This window comes from Pseudoalteromonas sp. NFXS53 (genome assembly GCF_056629255.1).
On the sequence record NZ_JBWVBR010000006.1, the window covers coordinates 17,861 to 37,739 of the forward strand.

Annotated in this window: 14 protein-coding genes; 8 read left to right on the forward strand and 6 right to left on the reverse strand. The window is 40.5% G+C overall.

From position 1 onward, the window contains the following. Positions 1–48: 48 nt before the first annotated feature. From AC1HJP_RS08275 to AC1HJP_RS08290, 4 genes are all read right to left on the reverse strand, one after another. Entirely contained in the window at positions 49–2,940 is a 2,892-nt protein-coding gene (locus AC1HJP_RS08275; RefSeq protein WP_480361408.1) for a TonB-dependent receptor domain-containing protein, read from the reverse strand. A 347-nt stretch (positions 2,941–3,287) separates the two neighbouring features. Further along, a complete protein-coding gene (locus tag AC1HJP_RS08280) occupies positions 3,288–4,172 on the reverse strand; it encodes a class I SAM-dependent methyltransferase (RefSeq protein WP_480361409.1) in 885 nt (294 codons plus the stop codon). 62 nt (positions 4,173–4,234) lie between these two features. Then, positions 4,235–6,874 (reverse strand): TonB-dependent receptor domain-containing protein, encoded by a 2,640-nt coding sequence (locus AC1HJP_RS08285; RefSeq protein ID WP_480361410.1) that lies wholly within the window; start codon positions 6,872–6,874, stop codon positions 4,235–4,237. A 311-nt stretch (positions 6,875–7,185) separates the two neighbouring features. Then, a complete protein-coding gene (locus AC1HJP_RS08290) occupies positions 7,186–9,522 on the reverse strand; it encodes a DNA polymerase II (protein ID WP_480361411.1) in 2,337 nt (778 codons plus the stop codon). Between the two features lie 67 nt (positions 9,523–9,589). On the opposite strand from AC1HJP_RS08290, the gene dinG reads away from it, so the two are divergent. Genes dinG through rsmS form a run of 6 tightly spaced genes read left to right on the forward strand, consistent with a single transcriptional unit; the run spans position 9,590 to position 14,419 of the window. Further along, entirely contained in the window at positions 9,590–11,662 is a 2,073-nt protein-coding gene (dinG, locus tag AC1HJP_RS08295) for an ATP-dependent DNA helicase DinG (RefSeq protein ID WP_480361412.1), read from the forward strand. Continuing rightward, positions 11,662–12,441 carry a TSUP family transporter gene (locus tag AC1HJP_RS08300; RefSeq protein ID WP_480361413.1) on the forward strand — a complete coding sequence of 260 codons (780 nt, stop codon included), beginning with the start codon at positions 11,662–11,664 and terminating at the stop codon, positions 12,439–12,441. The genes dinG and AC1HJP_RS08300 overlap by 1 nt, the downstream gene beginning before the upstream one ends. Continuing rightward, complete coding sequence (locus AC1HJP_RS08305) at positions 12,438–13,037, forward strand: primosomal replication protein (RefSeq protein ID WP_480361414.1); 600 nt, start codon at positions 12,438–12,440, stop codon at positions 13,035–13,037. Before AC1HJP_RS08300 ends, AC1HJP_RS08305 begins: the two co-directional genes overlap by 4 nt. Continuing rightward, entirely contained in the window at positions 13,037–13,927 is an 891-nt protein-coding gene (locus AC1HJP_RS08310) for a histone deacetylase family protein (RefSeq protein ID WP_480361415.1), read from the forward strand. Before AC1HJP_RS08305 ends, AC1HJP_RS08310 begins: the two co-directional genes overlap by 1 nt. A gap of 43 nt (positions 13,928–13,970) precedes the next feature. Continuing rightward, entirely contained in the window at positions 13,971–14,246 is a 276-nt protein-coding gene (locus tag AC1HJP_RS08315) for a late competence development ComFB family protein (RefSeq protein ID WP_138483806.1), read from the forward strand. Positions 14,247–14,254: 8 nt separating this feature from the next. Next, the gene (gene rsmS / locus AC1HJP_RS08320; protein ID WP_480361416.1) at positions 14,255–14,419 is read left to right on the forward strand and encodes a pleiotropic regulatory protein RsmS; all 165 of its coding nucleotides are present in this window, start codon (positions 14,255–14,257) and stop codon (positions 14,417–14,419) included. Positions 14,420–14,441: 22 nt separating this feature from the next. Here the strand turns inward: rsmS and AC1HJP_RS08325 are convergent, their stop codons facing one another. Further along, entirely contained in the window at positions 14,442–14,906 is a 465-nt protein-coding gene (locus AC1HJP_RS08325) for a hypothetical protein (protein WP_480361417.1), read from the reverse strand. 269 nt (positions 14,907–15,175) lie between these two features. Here AC1HJP_RS08325 and AC1HJP_RS08330 point away from each other — a divergent pair, with 269 nt between their 5' ends. Then, positions 15,176–18,295, forward strand: coding sequence for an efflux RND transporter permease subunit (locus AC1HJP_RS08330; protein WP_480361418.1), 3,120 nt, complete (start codon positions 15,176–15,178; stop codon positions 18,293–18,295). A 9-nt stretch (positions 18,296–18,304) separates the two neighbouring features. Next, the gene (locus AC1HJP_RS08335) at positions 18,305–19,411 is read left to right on the forward strand and encodes an efflux RND transporter periplasmic adaptor subunit (protein WP_480361419.1); all 1,107 of its coding nucleotides are present in this window, start codon (positions 18,305–18,307) and stop codon (positions 19,409–19,411) included. A gap of 129 nt (positions 19,412–19,540) precedes the next feature. Here AC1HJP_RS08335 and AC1HJP_RS08340 read toward each other — a convergent pair whose 3' ends face one another. Then, positions 19,541–19,873: a Na+/H+ antiporter subunit G gene (locus AC1HJP_RS08340; protein ID WP_058029289.1), complete on the reverse strand. Its 333-nt coding sequence runs from the start codon at positions 19,871–19,873 to the stop codon at positions 19,541–19,543. Positions 19,874–19,879: the final 6 nt, after the last annotated feature.

Here is a 19,879-nt window from a genome sequence, read left to right on the forward strand (position 1 = left end):
AAACCCTCGAAAATGTCGAGGGTTTTTATTTCATCTGGCTAACTCAAATTAGAACTTAAAGTTAACACCAGCAGTGAATGTGCGTCCGTACATATCATAGTAACCTTGATCTGAATCGTATATACCTGGTACACGAGGTGGTGTTACGTCAAATAGGTTATTGATGCCTGCTCTCACTGTTAATTGCTCAGAAATATTGTAACGAGCATTTAAATCAAACTCAGTATGAGAACGGATATCGTTGTAGTTGTTGTTTTCAATTGTCCAAACACGGTCACGAACAGTTGAGTGACGGTACTTAGTGAATAGACCAACATATAAGTCATCAAGTGTATAACCGATGCTTAGAGTCGCTTTCCAACGAGGGTAACGCTCTTCACCCACTGTAGGGTTGAACGTGTATTGATCATCGTTCACATCATCAATACGCTCATTTTCAGCTAGGTAGTTTGCGATAGCGCGGAACTTGAACTCACCGAAAGACGTATCAAGCTTGTAGTTAGCTTCAATGTCAACACCCTTCATCTCGATGTATGCAAGGTTAGCTGAAGCAGCTTTAACTTCGATTATGTCTAAGTTTGCACGACGGTCAAATAACTGACAATACTCGTTTGTTGCAAAGTTAGAAGAGCGGTAACAGTTGTTAACGACTGTTTGAGGGCCAACAAAAGTTAGTGCATCTTCAATCTTATAATTCCAGTAATCAACAATTAGGCCAAGATTATCAGTCGGAGTATATATAATACCGAATAATGTATCTTCCGAAGTCTCTTCCTGAAGGTTAGGGTTACCACCATTTACACTTTGTGGTGTAATGTCACGCCATGCCTCACTTGGTCTCCACTCATCTGCAACTGGAATACCATCTGCCGCACAGTTAGCACGAATTGCTGCTTTAAATTGATCTTCCTCAGCTTCAATTTCAACAGCATCACATGGATCGCTGTAAGATGAGAATGACTGTGTACCTGTGTTGTATAAATCGTCTAGCTCAGGTGCGCGAACTGATTTCGAACGTGTAGCTCGAACACGGATATCGTCAATTGGCTGCCATGCAAAACCAACCTTGTATGCACTGTTACGACCTACTGTAGAGTAATCCATCGCACGATATGCAATATCTAATGTTAACTCTTCAGCTAAGAAAGTATCAGCTAATAGTGGGATAGATACTTCTAAACCAAGCTCAGTTACGTCAAACTCACCGTCCCATGCACGAACAAAGTTGTTGAAAAGTAGGTTGTTCTGCATTGCTGCACCTGGCGTTCTTTCACCACGCTCTTCACGGTATTCACCGCTTAAAGCAAACGAAATGGCACCTGCTGGTAGCTCAAAAACAGCACCTGAGATAGACGCACCTAAAACTTTCTGGCTCTTAACACTATGCTGTGTACCATCAGTATTTACATAGTTTAATGCTTCTTCTGACGGTGCATTTTCGCCAAGTAAATTTAACGGAGCACAACCTGCAATAGCACCAACAACTTCGCCAGCATCATTTCTGTCTGCACAAACAATAGAGCCGTCAAGAAGTGTTGCATCAAGCGCGTTATCTAAGTGTGCTTCTAAAAGCTCACCGCCCCAATGCGCGTCTTCTGTATTTCTACCGTAGTTGTAATACACTTCGTAGTCATACTCATCCATGATAACGCCTTTCACAGATAGAGTACCGCTGAAGTATGCCTGGTCATTGTAGAATTGACGCTTACCGCCACCTACACCTAACTTAGTAATCCAAGCAACATCTTCTGGGTTTGCACCTTGCTCATTGAAGATATCTCTTGCATCTTGACCCCAGAAAGGGTTATCAACACGAATAGGCTTTGCAAGGAATACTGGGCTTGAATCAGATACAGATGACGTTTTACCATAAGCCATTTCAAAGCTAACACTATGATCGTCATTAATATCTTTGTTAATTGCCGTGAACGTATTTAGACGCTCAAGCGGCACTGCAATGTATGTATGATCTAGGAATTTATAACCGTCAGCATCTTCACCGTAAAAACGGTTTTGTGCATTTGGAGCTGGACGAGGACCGATACCTGTATTTGCAGGATTCAATTCACCATTAGGACCAAATGTGTAGCTTTGACCACCAAGAGTTACCATGCCCTTACGGTCGTAAGCGCCTAATACTTGAGGTAAACCTTGGAATTTTTGCGGTGCTAAAACGAACTGCGGAATACCATCTTCTTCACCTGTATTCTCAGGGTTACGCATTGTAACAATCGTGTCACGGATGAAATCTCTGTCACGACCATCTAATTGGCCAATCTTTGAATATGTTGCATTGAAAATGAAGCTATTATCTTCATTTTCACTACCAAATGTTAGTGAGAATACGTCTTCTTCACCTTTATCTTGTTGCGGTCTTGAAGTTAAAGCGTCAAGGCTAAAACCGTCATAAGAATCTTCTAGGATGATGTTAACAACACCAGCCATTGCATCAGAACCGTATACAGCTGAAGCACCACCGTGAGTAATTTCTACACGCTTGATTACCGCAGTTGGGATCATGTTAAGGTCAACCGCTGAGTTTGTAACACTTGATGATACAAAACGTTTGCCATTTACTAATACTAGGGTACGACCTGTGCCTAAACCACGAAGGTTAGTAGTACGAATACCAGCACCGAAAATACCTTGGCTAGTAGTTAAAGAAGTGCCGATATCAGCAGATGGTGTTGAATCTAAAAGATCACCAACGTTTGTAATACCAGCATCACTTAGGTCTGCACCTGAGAAAACTGTAACTGGAGTAGGCGCTACTTCAGAATAACGTTTGATACGAGAACCAGTAACCTGGATGCGCTCTACTTTTTCTTCTTTTGCTTCTGTCTCTTCAGCAGCAAAAGTATTTGCTGAAAACGCAGCTGTAGAAGCCGCACCAAAAGCAATCGCTAAGCGAACTGCTTTTGAAACTTTATTGTTTAACATTTATTTCTCCCTGATCTCACTTTGTAAGATTTTGTTTTTTAATGTTTTTATTGAAGTATTGCAAATTTAACAAATGTACCTAATGCAATACTCCGGCAACATACTAATAGCAGGAACAACAAAAGGTCAACCAATTGGAGATAAAAATTTACACTTTCTTCAACAATCGTGTTTGTGAACAACCTAGGTTAACGAAAAATAAATACTTGATGTGTCAAGAGAAATGTGAACTCACGGCGATAGTAAAAAAGATTTTGATTAACGAAGTAAATATTTAGAGCATTTAAATAGTAAACATCTCCAAATCAGAAATTACCAAATACTTTGTTGTTCTAAGCTAAATAAATTCAATTAAGAATTCCAGAACTCTTTTCTGCAGAAATAACAACCGCGATTAAACCATTAGATGTGTCTCTTAGCTCTCTAACCACTACATCCGAGTAACATTGAGTATTTTTAATTTTATGTAACAATTTCTCGGTATTTTCTGCTGCCAGTTTAAGTTCATTCAACCTTAATAATAGTAACTCAAGCTCTGATTCGAATAGTTTATATGCTTGTTCAAAGTCTATGCTTTTATTTTCAGTTATAAATTGATAAAAATCTGGAAAATTTGTTGCATCAAGACTGGCTTTTTCTAATGACTGAAATAAAGATATAAACCGCTCAATTTTTTCCTTATATAAGCTGATAGGTTTATTATTAATTAATGCATTCACTAAGCCTTTTAAATCTTTAAGCATATTCTCTTTAACCGCTAAACCCGCTTCAAGGATCTGCCTGTTAGGCTTAACTATGATTGAACTTTCATGGTGGCAAACAAGGTGCAATTTACCTTTTGATTTTAATACTCTATTTATTTCAATTAAACTCAAATCGATATCTGAATATTCAAGAGCAAATTGAGATATTACCGTATCGAACTCGGCATCTTTAAAAGGCATTTTCTCTGCTGAAACATGAGAAATAAAATGCCCTTTTATATTTTTTGTTACTTCATCATTTATTTTTGCCAGATCGATCCCTACGCATTCATGCTGAGAAACAGCTTGAATTAACTCTATAACTGCACCATTACCTGTGCCAATATCGAGTACTTTTGAATGTTCATCTAAACTTCTAGAAAAGTTCTGCCAAAAAGCTTTAATCTCACCTTGGTAATTCATTTTAAAAGCATCACCAAATGAAGTTATATGCCCTTGCCTCCAGTATTCTGACCAGTGATTATTCATTAATTTTTCTCCCTCAAAAAAAAAGGCTGAAATAAATTCAGCCTTTTTCTATTTAGTTACAATTAGAAGCTAATTGAGTACGTTAAACGATAATCACGACCAAAGTTGTTGTATAGGTCTTGGTTATCCCATGTACCGTTAGAAGATAATACAGGATCTTCGTCTGTTAAGTTGTTAACTGTAAACGTAACAGAACCCATTTCACCTGCAAAATAAGTGTAAGTTAAGTTGTGGATTAACCAGCTATCTAGCTTGCCTTCAGTAACATATGGTGCATTAGGAATGTTGTTACCATCAGCATCTTGAGGTGCTACTTCAGTCTCTGTTGTACTTGCTGTGTAAGTAGCGTTCCAAGCTAAAGAGTGATCTCCATAAGACCAAGCAATTGTAGCTACTGACTTGAAGTCAGGCTGACCAGACCAACCAGCACTGTCTTGTACTAAACCACCAACTTCGCTCTCATAAGAAAGAACAAAACTATTTACATTGTTGAAACGGAAGTCACCGAATTCAGTATCAATATTTGCGTTGATAGTGAAGTCGATACCTTCAATTTCAAAGCCTGTGCCGTTGAAGTAAGAAGTACCCGCTTCTAGAAGAGTACCTGCTGCAGCACGCTTAAGGTAGAAAGTTTCATTTGATGTATCAGTATCAGGAGACACAGCTGTGATTAAGCCTGCAGCTTCATCAGATAATAGTGCTTGAAGTGATTTAGACTGAATTACATTATCAATTGATAGTTGGAAGTAATCAACTTTGAAACTTAAGTTATCGTTAACATCCCAAGCCACACCTAAGTTAGTGTAGTCAGATGTTTCAGCATCTAGCTCAGAGTTTTGCGTATAGTAAGTATCATATTGTCTAGATGTTGTAGCGCCGTTACTGTAGTCAATCGCTGATTCAGCAGAGAAAGTACGCGCAGCATTTAACAGGTCAAGACCAGGAGCACGGAAAGACTCAGAATAAGAACCACGAACAACTACGCTGTCAGTAACTTGCCAGCGAGCAGAAACTGCAGGAGCTACGTTGTCACCGAAATCAGAGTAATCATCGTAACGAGCTTTTAAGTTTACTTCTACTGTGTCAGTAATAGGAAGAACTGATTCGAAGAAGAACGCAGTTACATCACGCTCACCCATAGATGAGTTACCTGCAGAACCACCAATACGACCAGCTTCAGATTGACCATCGTAAATATCCGCGTATGTTTGCTCGAAATACTCCATACCAAAGTAGTGTGCTACAGTACCACCACCTAGTTCAAACATATCGAAACCGATACCTGCGAAGTACTGGTCAAATGTTGAAGAAGATTCTTGAAGCGTCGTTGCTTTCATGTTTGCAATGCCAGCATCTGAACCAAGGTCGATATCATTTTGTTGGTTATACGCTAAACCAGAATATGATAGATAGTATTGACCAACAGACTTGTTATCGGCCTTGTTGCGGTGATAGTAAACTTCCCAAGTAGCGTTGTTCCAATCTAAGTCACCACGAAGACCTGTCGTAAGGTCGATGTTGTAATCATCTACATTACCATCACGAGTACCGATACCTACCCATCTGAAATAACCAGTCGTCTCTTCGCCAAACGGGTTATGTGGGTTATCAGCTGCCATATTTCTCCATGGAGCTGCTGGAGGAGCATAACGACCAAATGAAGAGTTCTGAACGAACATCGCCTGACCGAACCATTGAGTGCTATCAGTTAGTTCATAGTTTGAGCTAACGTAGATAGTATTTCTGTCAATTGATGCTGTGTTATACGAAACATTTGCATAAGCATACATACAGTAGTCAGAACCTGGCGCCCAGTCTTCATTCGCATCAACACGACGGAATGTTTCTTCACCATACTGTGCAATTAGTTGGTCACAAAGCGGTGAAGCTTTTGCAATAGAGAAGTCAGGAGCTGCAACAGTTGCGCCATAGATTGACCAACCAACAGTATCAGCTGTATACGCTTCGATGTCACCATCACCGTCTAAGTCACCGATTTTTGCTTTCGTGTACTCACGAGCACCATCGCTGATACCTTCACGTTTTTGGAAGTCGAAACCGAAAGTGATGTTACCTTTATCGTTTGATACACCGCCTACAATAGAGAATTCAGATGACGTTGTACCTTCATCCTGGTCACGCTTACCAACACCTGCGTTGATGTTTAAACCTTCAAAGTTGTCTTTAAGAATTACGTTAACAACACCAGCCATTGCATCCGAACCATAGATTGAAGATGCACCTTCAGTCATGATATCGATACGTTCAACGGCTGCCATTGGGATCGCATTAAGGTTAGCAGAAGCACCACCTAGAGTTGGTGAACCTGGAAAGCGGCGACCGTTAAGAAGAACTAGAGTACGGCGAGAACCAGCACCGCGAAGGTTAATTGTTGCTTGAGACTGTGCAGAACTACCTGAACGCTCTGAGAACGAACCGAAAGAGTTTAATGAACTTGAACGTAAGGCATCAGCAACAGTGAAATCACCTTCCATTTTAATGTCTGCAGCCGTAATAGATACAACTGGAGAAGCACCTTCTAGGTCAGTACGCTTGATACGAGAACCAGTTACTTCGATACGTTCAACTTTTTCTGCACCATCTTCGTCTGCAGCAAAAGTATTCGCTGAAAATGCAGCTGTAGAAGCTGCGCCAAAAGCGATCGCTAAGCGAACTGCTTTTGAAACTTTATTATTTAACATGTTATCTCCCTGGGACCACTTGTTAGTAGCTTTTATAATTTTTTGAGGGTTATCCCTCTTATAGGTAATTGCAACATATGCAATAAACTAGTTGCATACTAAACAACAGAGATTATTCATGTCAATTAAAAATATGACCAATTTGCAACACTAAATACACATAAGCGTACCTTTTTTAAATAATTCGACCGTAAAAACACTCTTAGTTGCTAAAAAAAGAACAAACAAGAGAAATTCAAATGCAGAAAAGTAAATAATGGGTACATTTGATTTACATCAAAATGCATTAAAAAGATATTTTTAATAATTCGTTAATTGTCAAAAAGGGTATGTTGCTTACTCGTGAAATTGAACGCGTTAAAATGAACTTGAAACATGTTAAGAATGGGCATAATTTGTTTTTGAATGTAATGCTCGTAATCAACTTGCTGAACATCATGAGCATTCAATACTGCAGTAGGACCTGATTTAGAGATGAAATATTTAATAATAGTGCCTTTATGAAAGGTAATATCAGCTGAATTTGGTAGCGTTTTTGCGGCTCTCACATGGGGAGGGATATTCTTAACATACTGCTCAAGTGGCTTACCTAAACGCTTTTTATAAATGAGTAGATGGTCATTTTCTCCACTGAGGATCTGTTCGATATATTTTTGGGCGACAGATTCAAGATCTCCCTTTGAAAATAAAGTTTCAACTAACTCTTTTTGGAATAATTTTGCTATATCAGTCCAATCACTTCTTACTGTCTCCATACCCTTGAATACCAGCTCAGAGTGACCATCCTTTTCTACTCTGCCCACATAACGTTTTTTTGAACCGGTTTCTTGCCCACGGATAGTCGGCATAAAAAATGGGCTGTAATGCGTTTCGAATTCAATTTCTAAATGACTTTGAATGCCAAAACGTTCTTCGCATTCTAAAGACCAAGTTTGGTTGATTTTTCTTTGTAACGCTTTGCCTATTTCGTGGCTTTGTTCACCTGTTAGCTCTTCGGGTAAGGCAACAAAAGTAGAATCTGTATCACCGTAGATAACTTCATACCCCCAACTTTCTAGCCATTTACGCGTTGTTTGCATAATTTGATGACCACGTAAGGTAATAGAGCTAGACAGTCTTGGGTCATAAAAACGACACCCTTTCGAGCCTAATACACCATACAAACTATTCATTATGATTTTGATAGCTTGCGATAACATGGCATCGCCCTGCTCTTTGGCGTTTTGTCGTTTCTCTGACAATTGCTCGACCAATTTAGGCAAATGGTGCGCAGTTTTAGAAAAATATCCGCCGTTGAAGCCCTCTAATGCATTATCTTGGCTCTCTAACCCTTTAATAAGCCCCAACGGATCGATAAAGAAAGTTCTAATGATGGATGGATACAAGCTTTTAAAATCAAGTACGAGCACATTTTTATAAAGGCCAGGTTTGGACTCCATAACATAGCCACCAGGGCTTTCAAAAGACACACCATGCTCGGCTAAATTTGGAGCAATGTAGCCACTTCGATGTAATAAAGGTAAGTATAAATTAATAAAAGCAGCCACTGAGCCGCCCATTTTTTCAAGCTCTAACCCTGTCATTTGGGTTCGGACAATAGCAAATTCTAGCAAGTTTAGTTTGTTGAAAATCGACATCACAAGCATGCAATCTTGCAGGTTATAAGCCGCTAAAGCGAGTTTGTCTTCATTAAATTGTCTGATAATTTCAGACAAGCGGTTATCTTGTTGGATAAGCTTTTGCTCACCTAAAATTTCACTCGCCACATTAGCAAGGCTAAAACTCGGAAAGTGATACGTGGCATTTTTCATGGTATCAATACCATCAATGACCACGCGGCCTGAAATCAAAACTCGAACATAGTTGCCTTTATAAATATCTATAGAGGCGTTATCACGCCCTAAACAAAGTTCAATACCGAGTGCTTCAGCCCGCTCTGCCAAAACCACAAAATCAAACTCAATGACATTCCAACCAATAATTGCATCTGGATCTATGGCCTTCACTTGCTGCATTAAAACTTGCAGCAGTTCAATTTCGTCCTCTACCCAAATAATACTTTGCTCTGTTTGCTGAGGTGCACCAATCATGATGACACTTTTATAGTGCTCGCTGACAAGGCCAACCGAAAAAAGTACCCCTTGTCCATCACACTCAATATCAAGTGACAGCATAGAAAGGTTTGGCTTGTAACCTGTGTTTTCTTTTAACTTTGCATCCGTGATCTCGATATAACCATTACGTTGCTTCACTTTTCCACTTACCCAAACACCGCCATTTATGAATCGTTCCATTAAATAACGATCGCAATGACGAATATCATCCTCATACAAACGCATATGCTGAGAAAAACGTTGCTTAACTTGAAATAGATGCTGATTGGAAGAAAAATAACAGGCTGCAACGGGCTCACCGTCGAAGTGCTTTAGTGAAAGTAATTTTATGTCACATTGCAGTCCATGTTCATGGATTAAGCTTTTAGCTTGCGCTACATCTGACTGGCGAATGAAAAAAACAGATTGTTGATCGGGTATAATTACCTTGGCTGGACCTTGTGGTGTCATAAGCCAATAACAAAGACACAACTTCCCCTGCTGATTAAATTGCTGGCGTGATAGTATAAAGCCTTCGTATACAGCTTGTGCCAAGATAAAACCCCATCTAAAATATCAAACACTGTAATTATATACATACTGTACTTTTTAGGCGACCTTCATGCTTTCAGATGCATTAAAAAAAACAATTCGAACAACACACACCAGCATTGCTGAAAGCTTAGACGGTTATAGACCCAGAAAAAGCCAAAACTATCTAGTCGCAGAAATCGCCAAAGTCTTAGCGGGCGAATACCATAGATCACAAAAAATCTGTGTAATAGAAGCCGGAACTGGTACAGGTAAGTCTCTCGCCTATTGTTTAGGCGCCCTGCCTTTGGCATTGGCTAAAAAGAAAAAACTCGTCATTTCTACTGCAACCGTCGCCTTACAAGAGCAGCTCATTGAAAAAGAGTTACCTTTTTTTAAAGAGCACTCAGGACTCGATTTTAAATTTGATTTGGTAAAAGGTAGGCACAGATATATCTGTGTGCACAAATTAAATTCAGCACTAGACGAAGACATGATGCAAATGTCACTTGTGCCTACATTAAGCTCGCCGCTATCTGAGCAAGAGAAAAATTGCTTAGTTGCGCTTCAAAATGCCTATCAGAACAAACAATGGCAAGGTGATAGAGACAGTTGGGCCGATACCATTCCTGACCGCGTATGGAACTTAATCGCCTGCGATAAACACGCATGTCAAAGACAGATGAAGTCTCATCATTTATGCCCATTCCATTTAGCACGACAAAAAATGGCGCAAATGGATGTACTTGTTATTAACCATGCTCTATTACTTGCTGACTTAGAGCTCGGTGGCGGCAAAATCTTACCTGAGCCCGATGAGACCTTTTATGTCATAGATGAAGCGCACCATTTGCCTCATATCACTCGAGACTTTTCATCCGCAGCGGCAACCATTAAAGGCACATTAGATTGGATTGAAAAGCTTCTAAAGTTCAGTCAGAAAATGGCCAATGCCATTGTGTCGCAAAAAGCCATTGGTCAAAACTTTAAACTCAATGACGCTGCGAATGATGCGGCTAAAGATTTAAGGTCTGTCAGAGACTTGCTAGATCAAGCTGATTTTAATTATAACGATGATGACACTTACCGATTTGAACACGGCATTGTGCCCGAGCAATTAACCATTAAGGCCAAAGACATCAGCGATGCAACACTCGATGCCTTAAGAGCACTAAATAAAATGCATGATGCGCTTACTTTAGATGTCAGTGATGGGGATGTAACAGCATTCTTGGCCGATCCCCTTTTAGCCGAAAGTGGTCAGTACATCAACCGTCTTGAGCAATTACAAAAACTGTGGTTCAGCTACGCCAGTAAAGGTGACAGTATTCCGCATGCCCGCTGGATAAAGCGACTTGAATACAAAAACCATCACGACCATTTACTATGCGACTGTCCCATTGAAGTGGGTTACTACTTAAAAGACAAACTATGGCGCGAATGTGCAGGTGCCGTTTTATGTTCAGCCACACTGAGTGCACTCGGTACATTTGACCATTTCGCCAAAGAAAGTGGATTAAAAGGTGAAGAAGGCGTGCAATATATCAAAGCTAATTCACCGTTTGATTACCCTAAACAAGCGACGCTACATATACCGACCACAGATAAAGAGCCCACAGATAAAGCATTCAGTGACTTTTTAGCCGATGCTTTGCCTAAACATTTAGACCGAACAAAAGGTAATTTGGTGTTATTTGCCTCTTACTGGCAGATGGAACATGTTGCAAAAAAAATGCGCCTGAAAAACTGGCAAATTCTTGTGCAAGGTGAATTTTCGCGTGACGCCCTACTGAAAAAGCATAAATCTCGTATTGATTCCGGCCATGGCAGTATTTTATTTGGTACGCAAAGCTTGTCTGAAGGACTCGATTTACCCGGTGCCTATTTAGAAAATTTAGTCATAACTAAGATCCCTTTTGCAGTACCCACCTCACCTATAGAAGAGGCACAAGCTGAGTTTGTTACGAGTAAAGGCGGTAATCCATTTTTATCAATCACTGTACCTGATGCTGCAAAGAAATTAGTACAAAGCTGTGGTAGACTGCTGAGAAAAGAAACCGATCAAGGAAAAATCACACTCCTTGATAGGCGTTTGGTCAGTAAACGGTATGGTAAAGCCATGCTTGATACCCTCCCGCCATTTAAAAGACAAATAGATTATTAATGTTTGAATTTGCGCTCGACCCCACGACTTGGGGCTTATTGTGTTTAGTAGCTTTAATCGCAGGTTTTATTGATGCGGTAGCTGGCGGTGGCGGCATGTTAACGGTACCTGCACTCCTTACAGCAGGCTTACCTCCGCACATGACATTAGGGACCAATAAACTTGCAGCAAGCTTTGGCTCAATTACTGCCAGTGTCACCTATTATAAAAAGAACTTATTCAACCCCAAGTTTTGGGCTGGGTCTATTCTTGCTACCGCAATAGGCGCACTTCTCGGTACTCTATTGGTTGATCATCTCAGTATTGAGTTTTTAAACAAATTACTACCTGTGATTATCATTGCTGTTGCCTGCTACAGTTTATTCGGTAAATTTAGTACTGAGACTAGTCATCATTTACCGACCAAGACATTACAGTTAAAAATTAAACAGTGGTCGCAAGGGCTAAGTTTAGGTTTTTTTGATGGTTTGGCAGGCCCTGGCACGGGTACTTTTTGGACTGCATCAAACAGCCTACTTTATAAAATGAGCTTATTGTTGAATTGCGGACTCGCGCGTTCAATGAACTTTGTGTCGAACTTTATTTCGCTGATCACCTTTGTTGCATTAGGTCATGTTAACTTTTTACTTGGCATTACCATGGGGCTATTTTTAATGGTAGGCGCGTGGATAGGTGCGCATTCTGCAATCAAGTTTGGAAATAAACTTATAAAGCCACTGTTTAATAGTGTCGTTATCGTACTTGCCGGTAAACTTATTTATGAGGCTTATTTTATATGAGTCAGGCCATTGTCAAATTACAGCAGCAAATTGAGCAACTTGCTCAGCATGCTCACCAATTTGATAAAGCGAAGTGGTTTGATAAAAACCGCTACATTCAAGCACAGCCGAGTTTATTTGCACACAGCGTGTTTGCAACAAAAAGCTTAAAACTTTGTGACTATGTAGACGAGATCAAGGAAGCATTTGCAAGGTTGCCGAGCCCTGAAAAGCGCCATGCCTATGCATTTGCCCTCGAAAAATTAAGCACTCAAATAGAAGCTGTTATAAAGGTATTAAAATCGACGCCTGTTTGGGCCAAAGAGAATAAGTTTACTAAGCCTAAGAAAGCGAAAGTCTATAAGCAAGCAGTTAAGAAAATCATGCAAAGCTCTCATGAGCTGTATCAAGAGCTATCACAAAACCATGAGTTTGAGCGTCGTTTACAAGAGATGATCGATATTCGTAAGCAGCAACTTGCCTCGGCTAATTCAACTCAAGCAAGTGAAATCAATCAAGAGATATTGGCACTGCATGCTCGACTTGGCCGATGTCGAAAAGCTATTACCGCCACTGAAGACAAAATTCAACAAGTTGAAAAGCAACAAAACCGCTAATGATTTTCTACCACCCTCTATACAGTGCTCTACAACTGCCTGAGAGACACCGCTTTCCCATAAAGAAATACCAAAAACTTAAAAGTACAATTCACGCTATGGGCTTTTCCGACCGAGTATTTGAACCAAAGCCGGCTAGCTTAGCGCAGATCAAACTTTGCCATGATGCTAATTATGTCAACGCATTTGTAAACGGCTTTTTATCTGAGAAAGCAATCAAAAAAATGGGCTTTCCATGGTCAACAACATTAGTTGAAAGAACTTTGCTTTCTGTTGGCGCGAGTGTCGAGGCTGCTGAATACGCATTAAAACATGGACTCGGATTAAATCTAGGTGGAGGCTACCATCATGCTCAATTTGATCATGGTGCTGGCTTTTGTATATTTAACGATCATGCCATAACTGCTCAGCATATGATCCAACTAGGCCTTGTTGAACGCGTTGTGATCCTCGATTGCGATGTACACCAAGGAGATGGCACAGCTGATATTTTATATGACAACGACGACATAATTACTTGCTCTTTGCACTGCGCTCAGAATTTCCCTCGGGCTAAAGCACACTCAGATCTTGATTTCGAAATCGAAAAAGGTTGTACCGATTCACACTATTTGCAAACGCTAGAGCAAGCTTTAGATTTAATTAAGCGTCTCTATCGACCTGATATTATTATCTATAACGCCGGTGCTGATATTTACCATAAAGATGAACTCGGTTTACTAAAAATCAGCCTAGCAGGTGTATTAGAACGTGATAGAACAGTAATTTCATTTTGTAAAAACAACGATATCCCTTTATCAATTGGTCTTGGCGGTGGCTACCAACGTAATGAAGAGCAACTGATTGAAGTGCATAAACAACTTTTACTCGCTGTGTTCGAAAACTATTGATTTTTGGTATAAACTCAAAAAATAAAAACATTAGGAAGATGACATGAAACTACATGATGATGTGCACAATTATTATGAAAAAGTCATGCTAGATCGCATTGTTGAGCGCAATCTGCAAGACAAATACGATGATGATGTAATGGCTGATTTTTGCTGCACGGTACTTAATCAACTGCCTGCAAGATATATTCGCTATGATGTAGACATGGCCTTTTATTTACCACAACACGAGCGTATTCAAATGGAGCAAAGAGTCGATATTGCAATTGATGTTGCCATGACACAAGTGGCTAAAAGAGGTTCAACGGTCAGTGAGTAACTTTTAGAATGAGCAATAGTTTAGAAAATGCACCAACCCATGTGAAATTGGCGGTCGACTTAATTATGCTGCTTGAACAACATGAGCTGCCAGCCGAAGACGTACTTGCTGCACTTGAAATTGTAAAATCAGACTTTCAAAATAAATTAAACAATGAAGCTAGCGCAAACTAGCTTCATGCCACTTTGCTACGTGTTAGGCTGTTTTTAAAGTTTCTGAGTTGAGCTCTAAAAGCCCGAGCTTATATTGTACATAAAATTGACTGTCAGCTTCTGATTGCTCTGGACAAATAAAATAGCCAATGTCGTCTTTAAAAGGCTTAGTTTGATGATGTTTGCCATCTTCCCAATATAATACAGCATGTTTTACCAAGTCACCCATATAAGTGTGATCCCACTCATAATGACAAAAGCCATGGTGCGAAGACAAATAAGGCTCATACTTGTCTACTAAAGTAATATCAAGCAAACCATTTTTATAGGCAGCGAATACTTTTGCATCATATTCTGCTGTTTGTTCGTCTACAAAATAGGCAATATCTCTGCGAGGAGGTAATGCTTGTGGTAAACCAAATTTTTCACTCACACCCGAACATTCAACGACAATCCAAGAGACAAAATGTGCACCTATTTGATGGTCCCATTTCAATGCAACAAACATAATCATTCCTTATACAAATTTTGCCGTGATTGTATTTCTATCATAGAAATTTAAAAGTCTGAAAAGCCGAATGCTTGTTTCAAATCAAAAATTCTTAAGCAAATTTCATGAATAAGTTTTTTCAAAACGTTACAAGATATTACCAAACCTGCGGTTTAACTGACTTCTAGGGAGATTCAACGTAATCAGGATTTTTTATCTTTGCTAAACTATCCACATCTGCGCCACAATGTTATAGCTGATTACTTTTGGTGCCTTTGGACATTACCATGAACTTAACTCGTTCCTCTTTAAAGAACCCTGCTGCGGTCCTTGTCATTCTTACTTTAATCATTTTATTTGGCATCATCAGCATTTTTAAGTTACCAATCCAGCTCACTCCTGAAATTGAACAACCTCAGATCACCATTTTTTCTGGTTGGCGCCAAGCAGCCCCAGAAGAAATTGAATCCATGATCATCGAGCCTTTAGAAAATGCCGTAAAGCATACACCTGGCGCGCTGGAGGTGAATACCAATATTAACCAAGGTGGCGGTGCTATAAACCTGACTTTTGCGGTTGGCGCTGATATGCAGCAAGCTATGCTTGATGTACTGACTAGTTTAAACCAAGCCCCCCCTCTTCCATTAGATGCGATGGACCCTGTGGTTACTGCCGGAGGAAATGGTGGCCCCGGCTCAGGCGGTCCAACTGCAGCAAGTCTATTAGTTGTACCTTTAAGCTTTGACTCAGAGCAACTTGATATGGCGGAATATCAAAAGCAAATTGAAGACATTATTGAACCTAGGCTTGCGCGGATCCCTGGGATTTCTCGTGTCAATATGAACAGTGAACGTCCTCGAGAGTTGCGTGTGACATTCGATCCGCAAAAAGCAGCGGCATTTGGCATCAGTCTTGCTGAAATTCGCCGCACTTTATCGACTGCCAATGATAGCTCTGGAGGCTTGGCTGATGTCGGACGTCGACAATACACTGTAAGATTCACCGGGAAATACAATGTCGACAACTTAGCTGAACTACGAGTGGGCTATGTGGGTGAACGGCCCATTTATTTAGGCGATATAGCTAGTGTCGAAGACACTGTCACAGATCGCCGCTCTATGACATTAAGAAATGGTAAGCCGGCTTATTACATCACGATTTCAAGAGCAAATGACGCCAATACTGTTGCTGTATTAGACGAAATAAACCATGCCATTAAAGAGCTAAATGAAGGCGCTTTAAAAGAAGCAGGCCTTGCCATTGAGCTCAGCTTCGATTCATCTGTACATATCAGAAATGCATTACAGCTAGTAAAAGGTAATTTAGGGTTAGGGGTATTACTGGCTTGCGGTATTCTCTGGCTGTTTTTTAGAGGCCTAAAACCCACTCTGATCATCGCAGCAACCATCCCTGTTTCACTGATGGTTGCATTCTTAGCACTTAATCTGTTTGAGCGAAGTTTGAATGTTGTGTCATTAGCAGGTCTGGCATTTGCAGTAGGCTTAGTGCTTGATGCCGCAATTATCGTGCAAGAAAACATAGCTAGACTCACTGCCTCGGGCATGGCTGCAAGCAAAGCAACTTTGAAAGGGGCCACACAAGTTGGAGGGGCTTTGTTTGCTTCCACTGCAACCAGTGTGGCTATATTTTTACCCATCATGTTTATGGCGGGTATTGAAGGCCAACTATTTTCAGATCTCGCTTTAACCTTGTCTATCGCTGTTATCTCATCACTTATCTGTGCCATGACGCTTATCCCTGTCGCAAATAAGCTTTGGCCGGATACAAAGATTAAATCTGACCCATATCAAGCCTATTGGCATAAAGTCACTCATTTCGTTGTTAAGTTAACCAATAGCAGGGTTAAGCAACTTAGTTGGATAATTTCTTTATTAGGTGGCTCTATATTTATTACCTATGCTTTATTGCCTCAAACAGATTTTATGCCTCGTGCCCCTACCGACGGTTTCTTTTATACTTTGCTGACACCTCCGGGTGGAAATATCCAATTTATGGAAGCCGAAATTGCTTCACGAGTTAAAAAGCGTGTAATGCCATATTACGAAGGAGAAAAGTCGCCGAAAATTAAAGACTTTAACTTCTATGTCTTCGGTTCGAATGCAGGTGGGTTTATTTACTCGGACGATCCAACCCGAGTAGAAGAGCTGATGAAAGTCGCACGTGAAGAGATATTCCACGATTTGCCCGATACTCGTGTTTTTCTAACACGAGGCTCGATGATCCGAGTTAACAATGGTGGAGATGGTCGCGCAATAAATATCGATTTATCTGGCCCAAACATTGATGATTTGATCGCAGGTGCAAGAGTCGCTTTGCAAGCATCACGAGAAGCTATACCTAACGCTTCAGCGCAGCCTATGCCGCGTTTAGATATGGCCGAACCGGAATTAAGGCTTCACCCTGATGATAGGCGGATCACTCAAGCGGGTCTAACACGCAGTGATGTCGCACAAGCTGTGCAAGCATTCACAGGGGGATTATTTATTAACGAATACTTTGATGGCAATGAGCGCATGAACGTCATCTTGCGTGCAAAACCTTGGCAATCTCCTGAAGAACTTAAAGAGATGCCTATCATTACACCTCTGGCTGGTACACAAACACTCGGTGAACTTGCCCGTGTTGAGCGAACTGTGGGGCCAACACAATTAAGACGTGTAAATGGCAAGCGCACAGTCACCGTCATGGTTACCCCACCGCCTCAGATGAGTTTACAAGAAGCACAAGCACGCCTTAATTCACAAGTGCTGCCAAAAGTACAAGCTGCGGTTTCTGCTTCAACGAGTGTAATCTTGGCTGGTAATGCGCAGAAGATGAATTCAGCGATTGAAGAAATGACCATCAATTTTGCCTTAGCCTTATTTATCTTATTTTTATTAATGACTGCATTATTTAAATCAGCAAAAGATAGCTTTCTTGTTCTTTTGATCATGCCATTGGCGTTAGCAGGTGGGGTTATTGCTCTGTATGTACTAAACCTATTTACCTTTCAATCACTCGACCTCTTAACCATGATAGGCTTTATTATTTTGCTTGGATTAGTCGTTAATAATGCCATCTTATTAGTTGACCAAACTCGTAGCTCTGAACGAGACGGGATGCAAAGAGAAGAAGCAGTAAAACAAGCCGTATTATTACGTGCTCGCCCAGTTTACTTAAGTACGCTAACCAGTTTATTCGGAATGCTGCCACTGATGCTAGTACCAGGTGTCGGCTCAGAGATATACCGCGGTTTAGCAACCGTAATTGTTGGGGGGATGGCTATCAGCGCTATTTTTACACTGGTATTGATGCCTAGCTTATTACTGTTAGGTAAAAGCAAATATAAAACGCCGAAGCCCATGAACAAAGAAAAACCGCAACTCAATTTAGTTGCGAATCAATAAAGGAAACCGATGATGATTTTTAACCCCTCTAAGATTCGCACGAACATACTTTCAAGCAGTTTAGCCATAGGAATAATGTCTTGTATCGGCTTATTTTCTGCATCGAGTTTTGCGGTTTCGCCTGTTGCAGTTGAAACCATAGAGCAGGCAAAACTACACAGTAATTTGTCAGTACACGGCACTCTTTATGGAAAACAAGATGTCACACTAACGTCTGGTGTAGCTGGCAGATTAACCTTTGTAGCCACACCAGGACAGTTGGTCAACAAAAATGAAATGCTCGCTAAGATTGACTTGTTGCCACTACAACTCGCTAAGGCAAAACAAGAGGTCATGTTAGAGAGAGCTAAAATTAATCTTACTTTTCAAAAGCAGGAACTTGCTCGCTTAAAACGATTGGCGAAAAGTAACAGCGCCGCAGCAACACAAGTCGACCAAGCACAGAATCAACATGACTTAACGCTCACTGATATTAAATTGGCTGACATTGAACTCAAAGTCATTGAAGACCAATTAAACCGAGCGGTACTAAAAGCGCCATTTAGCGGTGTAGTGAGTGAAAGATATGAACGTGCTGGTAGCGAAATAAACCGTGCTCAGCCGCTTGTCAGTTTAATTGACATAAACAACCTTGAAGTGCGTTTGTATGTACCAGTTAAATATTTAAAATACTTAAGTTTAGGCAATGAATTACAGTTAAGCGCGGGTCAACTAGATGACCCACAACAGGCACTTGCAACTGTAACCTCTGTGATCCCAGCAACTGATCCAAGAGCGCAATCCTTTGAAGTCCGTGCAGACCTTTTAGCAAATGACGCACAAAGCTGGGCTTCCGGGCAATTAGTCGATGTCGTGGTACCTTTAAGCTCAAATACTGAGGAACTAATCGTTAATAGAGACGCTCTAATACTTAGGCAACAAGGTGTGCATATCGTAAAAATTAAAGAGGATAATACCGCAGAGCATGTAGCAGTGATTGTTGGTAAAGGCCAAGGCGAGCAAGTTGCAATTAAAGCAAAAGACAAAGGCGCCTTAAAAGTAGGTGACAGAATTGCGATAAGGGGTGCTGAAACCCTTGCTCAAGGTCAAGAAGTAGAGATCCAACCTGCATTATAGAAACGTTTACTAGCCCAATGAGCAAGCCGCTAAGTCTTTTCTTAGCGCGCTTGTCTCATTTTTTAAGCTTTATCCAACTGAAAGAGCCATTTAAAATGACTCGTTCAAAAGGTTAGACAGTCAGATAAATCAAACATCGTCCTCAATGTTATCTTTACCTTTTGTTCGCTCGATACTATCAAGCTTGTGGTGTATTGCCGACTTAATGAGCATATAACCACTAATTGGTGCTGTTAATAGTAAGAAAATCGAAATCAAGATCTCTTTAACGCTGATCCCCGCTTCAGATTGACTAAAAAACACCATTGCCGCAGTTAGCAAACAAGCCATACCCAGTGTTGTTGCTTTTGTCGGACCATGTAGACGCATGAAGAAGTCTGGCATTTTCACAAGGCCAATTGACCCCACCAATACGAATGAGCCGCCAATCAAAAGTAATATAGAAATAATCCACTCAGCCATCGTTCA

Coding starts and splice junctions, on each gene's coding strand:
- dinG (WP_480361412.1), top strand. CDS start 9,590: ATGCTTTCAGATGCATTAAAAAAAACAATTCGAACAACACACACCAGC.
- AC1HJP_RS08335 (WP_480361419.1), top strand. CDS start 18,305: ATGATGATTTTTAACCCCTCTAAGATTCGCACGAACATACTTTCAAGC.
- AC1HJP_RS08285 (WP_480361410.1), bottom strand. CDS start 6,874: ATGTTAAATAATAAAGTTTCAAAAGCAGTTCGCTTAGCGATCGCTTTT.
- AC1HJP_RS08305 (WP_480361414.1), top strand. CDS start 12,438: ATGAGTCAGGCCATTGTCAAATTACAGCAGCAAATTGAGCAACTTGCT.
- AC1HJP_RS08330 (WP_480361418.1), top strand. CDS start 15,176: ATGAACTTAACTCGTTCCTCTTTAAAGAACCCTGCTGCGGTCCTTGTC.
- AC1HJP_RS08300 (WP_480361413.1), top strand. CDS start 11,662: ATGTTTGAATTTGCGCTCGACCCCACGACTTGGGGCTTATTGTGTTTA.
- AC1HJP_RS08280 (WP_480361409.1), bottom strand. CDS start 4,172: ATGAATAATCACTGGTCAGAATACTGGAGGCAAGGGCATATAACTTCA.
- AC1HJP_RS08340 (WP_058029289.1), bottom strand. CDS start 19,873: ATGGCTGAGTGGATTATTTCTATATTACTTTTGATTGGCGGCTCATTC.
- AC1HJP_RS08310 (WP_480361415.1), top strand. CDS start 13,037: ATGATTTTCTACCACCCTCTATACAGTGCTCTACAACTGCCTGAGAGA.
- AC1HJP_RS08275 (WP_480361408.1), bottom strand. CDS start 2,940: ATGTTAAACAATAAAGTTTCAAAAGCAGTTCGCTTAGCGATTGCTTTT.
- AC1HJP_RS08315 (WP_138483806.1), top strand. CDS start 13,971: ATGAAACTACATGATGATGTGCACAATTATTATGAAAAAGTCATGCTA.
- AC1HJP_RS08325 (WP_480361417.1), bottom strand. CDS start 14,906: ATGTTTGTTGCATTGAAATGGGACCATCAAATAGGTGCACATTTTGTC.
- rsmS (WP_480361416.1), top strand. CDS start 14,255: ATGAGCAATAGTTTAGAAAATGCACCAACCCATGTGAAATTGGCGGTC.